12 protein-coding genes and 2 riboswitches are annotated in these 13,516 nt (G+C 66.8%); of the genes, 1 reads left to right on the top strand and 11 read right to left on the bottom strand.

Features of this window, described 5'->3' with window-relative positions:
* Positions 1-159 precede the first annotated feature (159 nt).
* The 10 genes from NMQ03_RS04265 to NMQ03_RS04220 form a co-directional block, all read right to left on the bottom strand.
* Positions 160-3,192, bottom strand: coding sequence for a glycoside hydrolase family 38 C-terminal domain-containing protein (locus tag NMQ03_RS04265; RefSeq protein ID WP_255174523.1), 3,033 nt, complete (start codon positions 3,190-3,192; stop codon positions 160-162).
* 125 nt (positions 3,193-3,317) lie between these two features.
* Positions 3,318-4,196 (bottom strand): formate dehydrogenase accessory sulfurtransferase FdhD, encoded by an 879-nt coding sequence (fdhD, locus tag NMQ03_RS04260; protein WP_255174522.1) that lies wholly within the window; start codon positions 4,194-4,196, stop codon positions 3,318-3,320.
* 94 nt (positions 4,197-4,290) lie between these two features.
* Positions 4,291-5,703, bottom strand: a complete 1,413-nt coding sequence (locus tag NMQ03_RS04255) for a molybdopterin molybdotransferase MoeA (RefSeq protein WP_255174521.1) — start codon at positions 5,701-5,703, stop codon at positions 4,291-4,293.
* Positions 5,700-5,993: a DUF6457 domain-containing protein gene (locus NMQ03_RS04250; protein WP_255174520.1), complete on the bottom strand. Its 294-nt coding sequence runs from the start codon at positions 5,991-5,993 to the stop codon at positions 5,700-5,702. Before NMQ03_RS04250 ends, NMQ03_RS04255 begins: the two co-directional genes overlap by 4 nt.
* The gene (locus NMQ03_RS04245) at positions 5,990-6,700 is read right to left on the bottom strand and encodes a molybdenum cofactor guanylyltransferase (protein WP_369693199.1); all 711 of its coding nucleotides are present in this window, start codon (positions 6,698-6,700) and stop codon (positions 5,990-5,992) included. Before NMQ03_RS04245 ends, NMQ03_RS04250 begins: the two co-directional genes overlap by 4 nt.
* Positions 6,701-6,744: 44 nt before the next feature.
* On the bottom strand, positions 6,745-7,245 hold the full coding sequence (locus NMQ03_RS04240) for an HNH endonuclease (protein ID WP_255174519.1): 501 nt from the start codon (positions 7,243-7,245) through the stop codon (positions 6,745-6,747).
* Positions 7,246-7,514: 269 nt separating this feature from the next.
* A complete protein-coding gene (locus NMQ03_RS04235) occupies positions 7,515-8,306 on the bottom strand; it encodes an NlpC/P60 family protein (RefSeq protein ID WP_255174518.1) in 792 nt (263 codons plus the stop codon).
* 163 nt (positions 8,307-8,469) lie between these two features.
* The gene (locus NMQ03_RS04230) at positions 8,470-9,150 is read right to left on the bottom strand and encodes a C40 family peptidase (RefSeq protein WP_255174517.1); all 681 of its coding nucleotides are present in this window, start codon (positions 9,148-9,150) and stop codon (positions 8,470-8,472) included.
* Positions 9,151-9,220: 70 nt separating this feature from the next.
* A riboswitch (cyclic di-AMP (ydaO/yuaA leader) is annotated at positions 9,221-9,416 on the bottom strand.
* Between the two features lie 112 nt (positions 9,417-9,528).
* Positions 9,529-10,356, bottom strand: coding sequence for a M23 family metallopeptidase (locus NMQ03_RS04225; protein WP_255174516.1), 828 nt, complete (start codon positions 10,354-10,356; stop codon positions 9,529-9,531).
* A gap of 4 nt (positions 10,357-10,360) precedes the next feature.
* Positions 10,361-10,603: riboswitch (cyclic di-AMP (ydaO/yuaA leader) on the bottom strand.
* Between the two features lie 107 nt (positions 10,604-10,710).
* Positions 10,711-11,412 (bottom strand): metal-dependent transcriptional regulator, encoded by a 702-nt coding sequence (locus NMQ03_RS04220; protein WP_255174515.1) that lies wholly within the window; start codon positions 11,410-11,412, stop codon positions 10,711-10,713.
* A gap of 292 nt (positions 11,413-11,704) precedes the next feature.
* Here NMQ03_RS04220 and serC point away from each other — a divergent pair, with 292 nt between their 5' ends.
* Entirely contained in the window at positions 11,705-12,835 is a 1,131-nt protein-coding gene (gene serC / locus NMQ03_RS04215) for a phosphoserine transaminase (RefSeq protein ID WP_255174514.1), read from the top strand.
* 114 nt (positions 12,836-12,949) lie between these two features.
* Here serC and NMQ03_RS04210 read toward each other — a convergent pair whose 3' ends face one another.
* A complete protein-coding gene (locus NMQ03_RS04210) occupies positions 12,950-13,510 on the bottom strand; it encodes a DUF3027 domain-containing protein (RefSeq protein WP_255174513.1) in 561 nt (186 codons plus the stop codon).
* Between the last annotated feature and the right edge of the window lie 6 nt (positions 13,511-13,516).

Raw genomic sequence — 13,516 nt, 5'->3', positions numbered from 1 at the left:
GACTGCCCAGCGTTTTCGAACGGGGATAAATTCCAAAACGCGGGCGCCCCGGGGGCCTTCGCACACATTGGGGGGATGAGTGGTGGCGGACCGTTGGGGACCGCCCCCACTCAGCCTGTTTAAGGCCCTTTCAGCAGCCCCCGGCCTGCCCCCGGGCACCTACGCCCGGGCAAACCTCAGTGTCACCAGCTGGAACGGCCGGAGCCTGAGCACGGCACCCGTGCCGGTGGGCTGGACTCCAGCAGCTTCGGTGGTGCGTTCCAGGAGGTCCGTTGGCACCACGTCCTGCACCGGGAAGTTCGCCGTAATGTTCCCCGCCGAACGCTTCCCCAGCGACTCATACAGCCGGACCACCACGTCCCCGGAACCGTCCTGCGCCAGTTTCACCGCTTCGATGACCAGGGCAGGATTGCTGACGGAGAACAGCGGCTCCACGCCGGCGCCTCCGCTGACCAGCCGGGGCGCCAGGTTGGTCCGGTACCCTTCCTGGACGGCATCGGCAATGTCAGCACCCGGGCGGATGGTGACGGTCAACTCGTGCCGCCCCCGGTCTGCGTCCGGGTCGGGGAACTTGGGCGCCCGCAGCAGGGACAGGCGCACCGTGGTGGTGGTTCCGCCGTCGGATTCCCTGATGTTCCTGCCCACGTCATGGCCGTAGGTGGATGAGTTGGACACGGCCACGCCATAGCCGGGTTCACCCACGTGAATCCACCGGTGGGCACAGATTTCGAACTTCGCGGCCTCCCACGAGGTGTTGGTATGGGTGGGCCGGAAAACGTGGCCGAACTGCGTTTCGGCAGCCGACCTGTCAGCCCGGACGTCGAGGGCAAAGCCAAGCTTCAGCAGCTTTTCGCGCTCCTGCCAGTCCACTGACGTGGTGATCTCCAGTGACGGACTGCCGGGGGCAAGCGTGATGCGCTGGGTCAGCGGGGAGGCGCCTGCCAGCCGTTCCACCACCACGACGGCGCTGCCGCCTTCGGTGGCAAGCCGGACCGATTCCGCGTGGACCAGCTGTGTGACGTTGCGCCGGTAGAACTCGTCGATGTCCCAGGCATCCCACTCATTGGGGGTGTCCCGGTGCAGCTCCAGCAGGTTGCCGTGCTGGGCGGGAGCGATGGCTTCACGGCCGCTGGCGTGGTCACACAGGGAGGAGAGCAGTCCGTCGGCATCCACCACGACGCGGATGATTCCGTTGTCCAGGATGTAGCCACCTTCATGCGGTGTGGCCTGCACCGGATCCGGGGCCACCGCTGCTTCAGCCGCCGCCAGCGCGGGAACTCCATCCCGGGCATGCGGTGCAGCGTTCAGCAGGAACCGGCGGTCACCGGAGCCCAGCATGGCGGCGGCAGCGCGGCCGATCAGCGACTCGAGGGCGGTCTCGATGGCGTGGTAGTTCCGCTCGGCATCCTGATGCACCCAGGAAATCGAACTGCCGGGAAGAATGTCATGGAACTGCTGCAGCAGCACCAGCTGCCAAAGGCGCTTGAGCTCGGCGCCGGGATACTCGTAGGCACCGGCGGCGCGGACAGCAGCCGTGGCGCACCACAATTCGGCTTCACGCAGCAGGTGCTCGCTGCGCCGGTTGCCCTTCTTGGTGCGCGCCTGGCTGGTGTACGTGCCGCGGTGCAGCTCCAGATACATCTCGCCCACCCAGACCGGCAAAGCTCGATAGTCTTCCTCGGCCTGCCGGAAGAAGCTTTCCGCGGAGCCGACCCTGACCTTCGGCGATCCTTCCAGGTCGGCCGTGCGTGCAGCGGCGGCAAGCATTTCGCGGGTGGGGCCGCCGCCACCGTCGCCATACCCGAACGGCACCAGCGACACGGTGCCGCGGCCGTGGTCCCGGTAGTTCCGTTCGGCGTGGGCCAGGTCCCTGCCGCTGAGGTCGGAGTTGTAGGTGTCCACCGGCGGGAAGTGGGTGAAGAGCCGGGTGCCGTCGATCCCCTCCCAGTTGAACGTGTGGTGGGGCATCCTGTTGGTCTGGTTCCAGGAGATCTTCTGCGTGAGGAACCAGCGGCTGCCCGCGGCCTTCACGATCTGGGGCAGGGCCGCACTGTAGCCGAATGAGTCCGGGAGCCAGGCCTCCCTGCATTCAATGCTAAATTCGTCCAGGAAGAAGCCCTTGCCCTCCACGAACTGCCGGGCCATGGCTTCACCTCCGGGCATGTTGGTGTCCGACTCGACCCACATGCCGCCGACCGGGACGAACTGCCCGGCGCGGACTTTTTCCCTGATCCGGCCGAACAGGTCCGGGTACAGCTCCTTGATCCAGGCCAGCTGCTGCGCGGAGGAGCAGGAGAAGACAAAGCCGGGGTCCTCGTCCATCAGGGCCACCACGTTGGAGAACGTCCGCGCACATTTGCGGATGGTTTCCCGGACCGGCCAGAGCCAGGCGGAGTCGATGTGCGCATGCCCGGTGGCAACCAGTTGGTGCGCGGAGGCATAGGCAGGCCTGGTCAGGACATCGGCGAGCGCCCGCCGCCCTGCCCCCGCGGTCCCGGCAACATCGTCCGGGTCCATCACGTCCATCATGTGTTCCAGCGCCCGGAGGATCTCGTGGCGGCGCGGAAGCTCCAGCGGAAGCTGCTCCATGAGGCCGGCAAGGGTCCAGATGTCCTGCTGCAGTTCCCACACGGTCTGGTTCAGTTCGGCGATGGCGATGCTTCCGAGCCGGTACTGCGGGGCTTCCCCTGCGGTCACCTTGTCCCCCAATGGGGTGGCGGCAAACGTCCAGCCCTGGGCCATGTCCGGGTTCGCGGCCGCCTCAACGTAGAAGTCCACAGCCATGCCGCTGCCCAGCAGCTTGAGCGGAATGTACTGATTGCGGGGTGATATTGCCTTGATGATGCTGCCATCGGAGCGCCAGGCGATGCCCTCGCACTGGAACCCGGGGGCCTCGGTGGTGAACCCCAGGTCCACCACCACCTCCACCGTGGTGTCCGGGCCGCCGCCCCAGGATTCAGGCACTTCCCCCTGCAGCCGCAGCCACGTGGTACCCCACGGCCGCCCCCAGGGGGCACCGTGCTCCTGCGGCTGGAACTCCTGCCGCATCGCCTCGAGCGCGGGGACCGGCTCACCGGGCACTTCCCAGCTGCTCAGAGTAAGCGGGACTGTCCTGCTGTAAACGGCAGGGACAATGCGCTCCCGCACAAACCTGGCCAGGCGGACTTCCGTGATCCTGCGGTCGTCATGCAATATAGGTCCTCTTTAAGCTGGAGACTGGATCATCGAGTCCATTCGATGGACAAATCTACCCGCTGACAGCACCGCAACCAACCCCCCGGGTCCATGCAGCGGGACCGGCCCAGGTGTTGGCGCCGCTACGTCCTTGGGACGGCGGGTTCGGGCCTCAGGATCCGGGAGTCCCCGGCATAGATGTTGAAACTGGTGCCGCGGCTGAATCCCGCCACGGTCAAACCGTTCGCCTCTGCCAGTTCCACGGCGAGGCTGGACGGGGCACTGACGGCAGCCAGGACGGGAATTCCGGCGAGCGAAGCTTTCTGCACCAGCTCGAAGGATGCCCGGCCGGACACTTGGAGGACCGTCCCGCTCAACGGCAGGAGCCCTTCGCGCAGCGCCCAGCCCACCACTTTGTCCACCGCATTGTGCCGTCCCACGTCTTCGCGCAGGCACAGGAGCCGTGGCGCGCCGTCGTCGTCGATCCTGAACAGGCCCGCCGCGTGAACGCCGCCGGTGTCATCAAAGACGCGCTGGGACTCCCGCAGCAGGTCCGGCAGGGAGGCCAGGACCTTCGCGTCCACCGTCAGCGGGTCCGCCTGCGGGCTGTGGTGCGAGGACTTCTGCACGGCTTCGATGGAGTCCGTCCCGCAGATGCCGCAGGAGCTGGACGTATAGACCCTGCGGCCGGTGTCGGGGAGCGGAACGTCCGGCCGCAGCTGGGCCTCCACCACATTGAATGTCTGGACGCCGTTTTCGTCCTCGCCGGCGCAGAACCGCAGCGACACCAGCTGTTCAGGGGCCCAGATGACCCCTTCGGACACCAGGAATCCGGCCACCAGGTCAAAGTCGTCGCCGGGCGTGCGCATGGTGACCGAGTAGGACAGTCCGCCCAGCCGGATTTCCAGCGGTTCCTCCACGGCGAGGACGTCTTCGCGGTGGCGGACCGGGTACTCCAGGGCGCCCGGAGAACCATCCAGGAGATACTTGTGCACCTTGCGGCGCTGGGTTACTCGTCCCATGTTCCACCCTGCCTGTTCATTACTCCATCATGGCACCAACAGAGCCTGCCACGGCCCATCCGACCGGCCCTGAACGGCTCAGCCCAAAACTGGCTCAGCCCAGGAGGGCGCTCCAGTCCACGGGTCCGCTCGGTGCCGGTTTGGCCTTGGGCTGGCCCGTCCGGGCATTGCTCCGCGGTTTGGCTTTTGCCTCCCTGTCACCAGGGCGCGGAATGGGCGGCCCCCATGGCAGGGCGAAGGCCGGCACCAGTTCGCCCAGCTGCACTCCGTGCGGCGGCACCACCAGGACCCCGTCGGCAGCGGCCAGCCCGCGCATCATGCCCGGTCCCGTATGCTGCGCCGGAGACGCCATGCCGTACAGCAGGCGGAACGGCATCAGCCTGGTGCGTCCGGGGTCCGGCTCGACCATCGTCCCGCAGGGCACTTCCTCCACGGGCGGCATGGACCGGTGCCCCAGTGCGGCCAGCAGCGGAGCACCCACGGTGGAGAGGGCCATCATGGCCGCCAGCGGGTTGCCCGGAAGCCCCAGGACGAAGCGGCCGTCCGGAAGCTCGGCGAGAACCGCTGGGTGTCCCGGGCGCATTGCCACGCCGTCGATGATGAGCCGTCCGCCGAGCTCCGCCACAGCCCGCCGCAGGTGGTCCGTTCCGGAGCGCCCGGTACCCCCGGTGGTGATAACGACGTCGGCGGGCAGGTCCGGCGCGCCGGGCACCTCCGGCAGCACGTCCTCAAGCGCCGCCAGCCATTCGGCGTAGGAGTCGCCGATCCGCTGCTGTCCGCCGGCGATGCCGCCCAGCATGGCCACGACGTCGGGCAACTGCGGGCCGAACGTGTCGCGCACCTGGCCCGGGGCCGGAGTGCCCTGTTCCACCACCTCTGACCCCGTGAGCACCAGGCGGACCACCGGCTTCCCCTGGACCTGGACTTCGTCGTAGTAAGCCAGGGCGGCCAGCGCCAGGTGTGCCGGATTGAGCTCCACCCCTGCCTTGACCAGGGTGTCCCCTTCCAGTGCTTCCTCGCCGGCCTTGCGGATGTGTTCTCCCGCGCGGGGCTCGCCGGGGCGCGCCTTGCCGCCGGGCATCAGGATGGGGAGCCCCTCATCGTCCGTGCCAAGGACAGCATTCTCGGTGCGAAGGACTGCCTTGGCGCCGGGCGGGATGAGGCCTCCCGTGGCAATGGGACTCGCCTGGTGCGGTGCCAGCCGCGTTCCGGGCTCCACCGGGATCCACGGGCCGCTGCCGTTGACAGCCCAGCCGTCCATGGCTGAGGACGCGTAGTGGGGCATGTCCTGAAGGGCCACGATGTCCCGGTCCAGTCTGCGGCCCAGGGCTATCCTCAGCGCCACCGGCCCGGGGGGTATGGGGGTTGCTGCATCGAACGCAGCTTGCCGGGCCTCTTGCCAGGTGTGGGCCGCATGATGGTGGGCGTCATGCGGCTGTTCAGTTTTGTGCGCCTCTGCTTCACTGCCCGGTGGCGCCTCCGGATCGCTGTGGGGTTCTGCCGTCATTCGCCGGGAGTCCCGGCGGCTTCAGCGTCGTAGTCTTCCGCGAGGGAACGGGCAACGGCCAGCGCCGCGTCCATCGATGCTGCGTCCATTTCCCTGCCGGGAGCAGCCGCCAGCCCTGCGGCGAAGCCTGCGATGAAGGTGGTCAGCGGCGCGGTAAGCCTGACAACCGCATGGGCAGCGACGCCGGCCAGCGCCAGCACGGCGTTGACATCCACCTGGACATCTTCAAGCTTGTAGGCCTGGAGAAGCGCCCTGCACCACTCTTCCAGCGTCTCGTCCTGGCTTTTCACGACTTGCCTCCCACGTTAGCTCCGCCCATGAACGGGTCCTGGCCCGCGCGCTGGTTCCCGGCGGCAATCCCCAGCGCGGCAGCATCGTCCCAGGTATCCACATCGGATGTGGACCCGGCGGGGACTGTGACAAGCTGCACGTCCAGACTAGCAAGGAGCGCCCTCACAGATCCGTTGACCAGGGCGTTGCGGGCAGCCAGGTCGCAGCAGGCTTTTGTTAACTCAGCCGTGCTGTAAAAACCCGCCAGGGGCTGGGCCCTTCCATCGCCGGAACAAGCCATCACACCACCCCCACCGGCCGCAGCATCGGTGCCCGTCAGGACATCCTTCAGCACAGCCACCGCCTGGGAGGCCAGCGGCATGTCGCACGCCAGCACCAGGCACCAGGGCGCACCTTCACCGCTCCTGGCCAGCGCGGCCAGGCCTGCGGCTATTGCGGCAGCAGGCCCGGCGAATTGCGGCTCCTCGCGGCACATCAGCACGGCGGAGGGCCGGGTTGACGGGGCCGGCAGACCCCCGGACTCCACCGGCAGGGACCCCGCATCACCCACCACCACGGTGCGGCGGGCGCCGTCTGCCGCGGCCACGGCGCGCTCAAGGAGGGTCTGGCCCTGGTAGACCAGCGACTGCTTGGGTACCCCGCCCAGCCGGGATGACCGCCCCCCGGCCAGGATCAGGGCGTCGAAAACCACCATGCTCTTTTGCACTCCCCCAGACTAGCGATCAGCAAGGCTGGGGGCAGCGCGATGCGTCAGGCGGCGCGCTCCGGAAGAAGGAACGGATCCCACGCCGGCGTCGGCTTCTCCAGTTCCTTGATCTGCCAGATCGTTCCGTGCGGCGGCCCGGGCACGAACCGAAGGGTCCAGCCCATCTCCGCGGGAGTGTGGTCGCCCTTGACGTTGTTGCACCGCAGGCAAGCGGCCACAAGGTTTTCCCATGAATCGGCACCGCCCCGCGACTTCGGGTGAACGTGATCGATTGTGTGCGCCGCCTTGCCGCAGTAGGCACATTTATGTCCGTCGCGCCGGAGCACACCCCTGCGGCTGACTGCCGTCGAGTGGTTGTACCGGGGCCGTATGTAGCGGTTGAGGAGGATCACGGACGGGCGGCCCAGGACGTCGGTGGGCCCTACCACCGGGTCATCCCCTTCGGCCACCACGCTTGCCTTGCCCGTGAGCACAAGCACCAGCGCCCGGCGGAAAGTGATAACCGCCAGCGGTTCATATCCAGCATTCAAAACGAGAGTGCGCATGCACTTACCTCTTCACGGCCGCACCCGGCAGGGGCACGAGGGCCGGCTGCCCTCGGCATGTCCGGGCTATGGATCGACATCACAAGAGTAAACAAAGAAGTGCAAAATCAGGTAATCGCCGCCCCCGGAGCCCAACCGGGGCACGAAGACGGGAAAGGCAAGGGGCGCCACTGGGGGAACCCGTTAAAGCGCAAGGGACCCCCGCCTGGCGGCGGGGGTCCCTTACAGCAATTCGCGGGCGGCGTTGGATCAGGCCGCCCCAGGACTGCCTAACGTACGCGGATGGCAACCGCGCCAGAGCCAACATTGGCGCTGAAGACCACGGTGTCGTTGCCGTTGAAGCCGCCGTGGACGGCCATCCCGTTTCCGGCGTAAACGGCAATGTGAGCCATACCTCCGCCACCGTCAGCGTAGTACAGCAGGTCACCGGCCTGGGCCTGGGACATGGGCACAGTGTCACCCAGCGACAGGTAGCCAACCGGCCAGTCGTGGAAGTGGATGCCGACGGCGGCCAGTGCGTTGGTCACCAGCATGGTGCAGTCTTGGTGCACGCCGAGCTGGGCGTAAGCGGCGGAAAGGATGGCAGCACCCTTGCCGCTGGCCGAAGCCTGGCCTGCCGGTGCGGCCGGAGCGGCAGCGGTTGCAACCTTGGCGGTGACCTTGGGAGCAGCAGCCGGCTGGGCGGCAGGAGCAGCAGCCGGCTGGGCGGCAGGAGCAGCTTCCTGTACCTGAACCTCGGGCTCAGGCTCAACGACGGGTGCCGGCGTGGTGGTAACCGCAGGCTTCTCGTAGCTGATGGAAATAGTGGAAGCCGCGGAAATCGGGGCGTCGACGACGGATTCAACTTCCAGCTGGGATGCAGGAGCGGAATCGCGCTTGACGTTGGTGTCGGCAGCGTTGGCCGCGATGCCACTGGTCAGGACCAGACCGGAAGCAGCAGCGATGACAGCAGCCTGGCGGCCCATGCCACCGGCATTGTCGCTGACAGCTTTGGCAATGACAGCGATCGAGTTGGTTTTGGTGACCTCGGCGCGGTGCCGTGCGGTAGCACGAGTCGTCATCAGTTCTCTCTTTCGTTTTTCCTTCGAACCGCGGGTAGGCAGGCAAAGGGAACTGGACGCGCCGGCATCTTGGGGGCAAGCCGGCGCATTCCGAACGGGGATGTGGTTTCTAGCGAAAAAGCTTTGGGCAAAGAAATAGCCCTTGGAGCATGAAGCCCAAGAACTACTTGTTGAGGTGGTAGTACGACGAGGTACCGGTGGCTGCAGGCGAGTGGAGCAGCGTGCCCTGGGAAGGGTTGAGTGCGCTGACCATCATGCCGTTGCCGACGTAGATGCCCACGTGCGCGCCGCCGTTCTGGACAACAACGTCGCCCGGCTGCGGGGTGGAGGTGGGGGTCATGATGTTCCACGCGTTGGTGCGGGGGATGCTGATCCCGGCCTGGGCGTAGACCCACTGGACGAACCCGGAGCAGTCCCAGCCGGTGACGGGGCTGGTGCCGCCCCACACGTAGGAGTGGCCGATGCCGGTGTAGGCGATTGCTGCAATGCCGGAGGTTGCGGCGGAGACAGTCTCGGCAGCCTTGGCGGCAGGGGCAGCGTCCTGGCCTGCGGTGGCAGCGGCGTCGCGCTCGGCCGGCGCGGTGGACTGCGGACGCACCGCTTCCACCTTTGGAGCGGCGGTGGTCTTGACGACGGGACGTTCGAAGGAAACCGTAGCCGTGGGGGCGGCAGTGACGGCGAGGGCCGTCTGGGCCGAACCGGACTCGGTGGATGCGGAGACACCAGCGGTGGTGTCAGCTGCGGTGGCGGGCAGGCCCATGCTCAGGATGAGGCCCGACGCGGCTGCCACAACGGCAGCCTGGCGGCCTACGGTCCCGGCATTTGCACTGACGGCCTTGGACACGGCGTCCAGGGGGTTAATGCGAACCGTTTGCGCACGGTGGCGCGCAGAATTATGGCGTGAAGACACGAAGGTAGCCTCTCCCAATGCCTGCGAGGTGAGCTGTCGGATTCGGATGGGAGTCACCCGGCCACTCTGCTTCCTGGGAAGCTCATGACTTAACCCCAAGGCCTTCAGGAAATGAAGGCCAAAATTGGTTCCCCCGCCCCTGCCAGACGATGAAATGCGAACGGACCTTGAGCGGTGGCAGAGTTAGGCAATCCACTCAAGAGCGTCAACTTCGGAAAAGTTGACGCGAGTTAGACGGTACAGCAGTTTTGTTTCAATGTCACATTCAGGTCACGGCAGGTCCCTGCGATCTGAGAGTGGACAATCATTCGGCTACAGCCAGCCCATGGGATCGACCACTTCGCCGTTGACCTGGACCTCAAAGTGCAGGTGGCAGCCGGTGGATGCGCCCGTGGTGCCGCTGAGTGCCACAACCTCGCCACGGGAGACGGTCTGGCCCACCTTGACGTTGAACGACGACAGGTGGTTGTAGGTGGTCTCCAGCCCGTTGCCGTGGTCGATGACCACCCGGTTTCCACCGCCATACTGGTGCCAGCCCGCGAAGGTCACGGTGCCGGTCGCGGCCGCCAGGACGGACGTTCCGCACTGTGCCACGAAGTCCTGGCCGCGGTGGAAGTCTCCGGAGCCGCCGGTGATGGGGCTCACGCGGTAACCAAAGGGCGAGGCGGTGGTGAGGGATGCCAGCGGTGCGGCCAGGGTGCCGGCCGAGGCGGCCCGCGTGACGGAGCCGGCGGACTGGGCGCTCAGGAGCTGCTTCAGCTTCCCGTCGGGGTCGGCCTGGGTCACCACTGCCGAACGGCTGAAGTCGATTTGGGCGCCAACATCAGCGGAAATCTGGGGCTGCGGGCTGACGGCGGAGGCTGCCAATGGCGCGTTGCCGGCGGCATCCGTGGCCATGACGGGGCTGGTGGCGGGCACTGTGACCGTCAGAACCAGGCCGGTGGCGGCCAGGGCGATTCCAGCTTTCTGGCCAATGCCACTGGCGGCGGCGAACTCCGTCACCTGCCGGAACGGACCCCGGCGGCGGCGCGCATCGCGATGCAGATCGCGGGGACGCTCCGCTGCGACATCTTCGACAACCCGGGGTGCCGAAGGGGGGCCTGCGGCGCGGCGGCGGCCCCGGGAGGTCTGCGTGGTCAAGAAGGGTTCCTCTCTGGAAAAGCCTGCGGAGTTAGCTGTCGGATTCGGGTCAGAGAGATCAAAGACCCGGCCCGTCATGGGCAAGCTTCTGCACAGGGGTATTCCCGGAAGAATCCTTCGCTGGAGAGGCTTGCTGCTGACGGACTTCACCCCAAGGCAGTCCCCCGCTGCCAATTGTGGTTCCCCCGCCTCTGCCAGTAACGACTCGTGCACCCGATCCGCTGGCAGAGCTCGGCTCCGGATCGGGTAACGCTTAAGTATCAACGATTGCTTCCACTATAGGGCCTTAAGACCCTAGGTAACAATTCCGTTATCTTTGCGTGGAAGCTCTGCGCTGGGGTATTGGGACGCGGCTCAGGGCTGCTTAACAGCGACAAAAACATGCGCGGCTACCTCAGGCGGCAACTCCAGCGCACCTTCGATTCCGGACACCCGCACGGAGATGTAATCTCCCACGCGTTCCAGCCCAACGGCAGCGCCGGGCCGGATCCCGCCTTCGTCCAGTTGCGCCAGCAGTTCCGGCTCCACCTGGATTGGCTCAGCCAGCCGGCTGATGGTCACTGCAGAGGCGGGACCGTATCCCTTCATGGCCTCCACCAGGCTGATGGCTCCGTCGGGGAAGCCGGTGGCCGGTTGTCCGCCCAGGGCAGCGAGGCCGGGGATCGGGTTGCCGTAGGGCGATTCGGTGGGGTGGTCCAGCATCTCGTAGATGCGCCGCTCAACGCGCTCGCTCATGACGTGTTCCCAGCGGCAGGCTTCGTCGTGCACGTAGGCCCAGTCCAGACCGATAACGTCAGCCAGCAGGCGTTCGGCCAGCCGGTGCTTGCGCATGACTTCGGTGGCCCGCTTGCGGCCCGTGTCCGTGAGTTCAAGGTGCCTGTCGCCGGAGACGACGACGAGTCCGTCGCGTTCCATCCTGCCGATGGTCTGGGACACCGTGGGGCCGGAGTGGCGCAGACGCTCGGCGATACGGGCCCGAAGGGCAACGATGTTTTCTTCCTCAAGCTCCAGGATGGTCCTGAGGTACATCTCCGTAGTGTCGATCAGATCCGTCATCCAGCTCAGCTCCTCGAGCGCAGTACCTTGCGTTGTCCCACCGTACCGCCTGTTCCCGCGAGGTAGTCCGGGGCTAGCTTAGCCTATTTTGACTTTGTCCGAATAGCTGGCCCCGGGCAGCCACCCACGAACGGGACCGTCTCATTGTCTGGACTTTGCCCCCTCCGGCTCCCGCACCCACTGCCCTTCAGGCAGAATGGAACAGGCCTTCCGCGCAGCCATCGCGCGCTGCGGCCACCCCTTACCCGCCCGTCCGGACCAAAGTTTTCGTCCCCGCCGAATTGGAGCACCTGTGAGCGACACCAGCATCACGATCCCCGCCGACCTCCTGCCCAAGGACGGGCGGTTCGGCGCCGGCCCGTCAAAGGTCCGCCAGGAACAGATCGATGCCCTGGCAGCAGCGTCCAAGACCATCCTCGGCACCTCGCACCGCCAGGCGCCGGTCAAGAACCTGGTCGGATCGGTCCGCGACGGGCTGAGCCGGTTCTTCCGTGCCCCGGAGGGGTATGAGGTGGTCCTCGGCGTTGGCGGCTCCACGGCCTTCTGGGACATCGCAAGCTTTGGCCTGGTGGAGAAGAAGGCCCAGCACCTCTCCTTCGGTGAGTTCGGGTCAAAGTTCGCCGCAGCCACCAACAAGGCGCCCTTCCTGGAGGCCTCCTCGATCATCAAGTCCGAGCCCGGCACCCGTCCGGCAGCGCAGGCCGAGGCCGGCGTGGACGTCTATGCCTGGCCGCAGAACGAGACCTCCACCGGTGTGGCGGCCCCGGTCGCGCGCGTCTCCGGAGCTGACGAGGGATCGCTCGTGCTGGTGGACGCCACCTCGGCGGCCGGCGGCCTGGACGTGGACATTGCGCAGAGCGACGTCTACTACTTCGCCCCGCAAAAGAACTTCGCCTCCGACGGAGGCCTCTGGCTTGGCCTGTTCTCCCCCGCCGCCATCGAGCGTGCCGCGCAGGTCAAGGCCAGCGGCCGCTGGATCCCGGATTTCCTGGACCTCCAGACCGCCATCGACAACTCCCGCCTGAACCAGACGTACAACACGCCCTCGCTGTCCACACTGGTCACCCTGGACGCCCAGGTCCAGTGGCTGAACTCCAACGGCGGCCTGGACTTTGCCGCCGCGCGCACCGCTGACTCCGCAGGGCGCATCTACAGCTGGGCCGAGGCTTCCGACTTCGCCACCCCGTTCGTGGCCAACCCGGAGGAACGCTCCAACGTCATCGCCACCATCGACTTCGACGAAACGGTTGATGCGGCAGTTGTGGCGAAGATCCTGCGCGCCAACGGCATCGTGGACACTGAGCCCTACCGGAAGCTGGGCCGCAACCAGCTGCGCATCGCCACCTTCGTGGCCATCGAGCCGAGCGATGTCTCGGCCCTGCTGTCCAGCATCGACTACGTGGTGGGCGAGCTGCGGAAGTAGGCACGGAATACAGGTACGGATAACGTACGACGGCGCCGCCAGGGTTCTTCCCGGACGGCGCCGTTTTTCGTTGTCCCCGGCAAAGGGGTGGCCGGTTTCCCGGCGGAGGTGCGGTCAGGCTCCTGCCTGGGTGCCGGCGTCGTCCGTCACATACCGGGCCTCTTCCGCTGGTTCCTGGCCGTCCGCCGCAGGACCCTCCGTTTCAGAGCCGTCCGTTTCAGGGCTTTCCGCTTCAGAGGAGTCCGCTTCAGGGGAGTCCGCTTCGGATTCCTGCTGCTGGTCCTCGGGGCGGACGCGTTCGGCCCAGGGCACCCACTCGGGGGCGAGGATGGAATCCTCGGACGGCAGCAGGCCCAGCTCATTGACCGTAACCACCTTGGAGCGCGAGTTGCGGGTCAGCACCGCGTACCACTGCCACCCTGCGTAGCCGGGCAGCCTCGACTCGAACAGGTGCGTGACCAGCCGGTCGCCCTCGCTCTTGGCGGCCAGGTGCGGGCCGATGGTAGCCGCCGGCGTGATGCCCTCCACTGCGGTCCGGGCAGTGTCCACCGCCGCGGCCAGGAAAGCGTCCGGCTTGCCCGTACGCCACACGGGCACGCCGGCCTTGCGCTTGGGCGGAGTCTTGGCAGCCTGCTCCTGCACTGGCGTGCCCAGCTGTTCAGAATCGGGAGTCATGGGCGC

Origin of the sequence: Arthrobacter sp. DNA4 (assembly GCF_024362385.1) — a bacterium.
Classification (GTDB): domain Bacteria; phylum Actinomycetota; class Actinomycetes; order Actinomycetales; family Micrococcaceae; genus Arthrobacter.
This window is presented reverse-complemented; position numbering and strand designations above follow the sequence as displayed.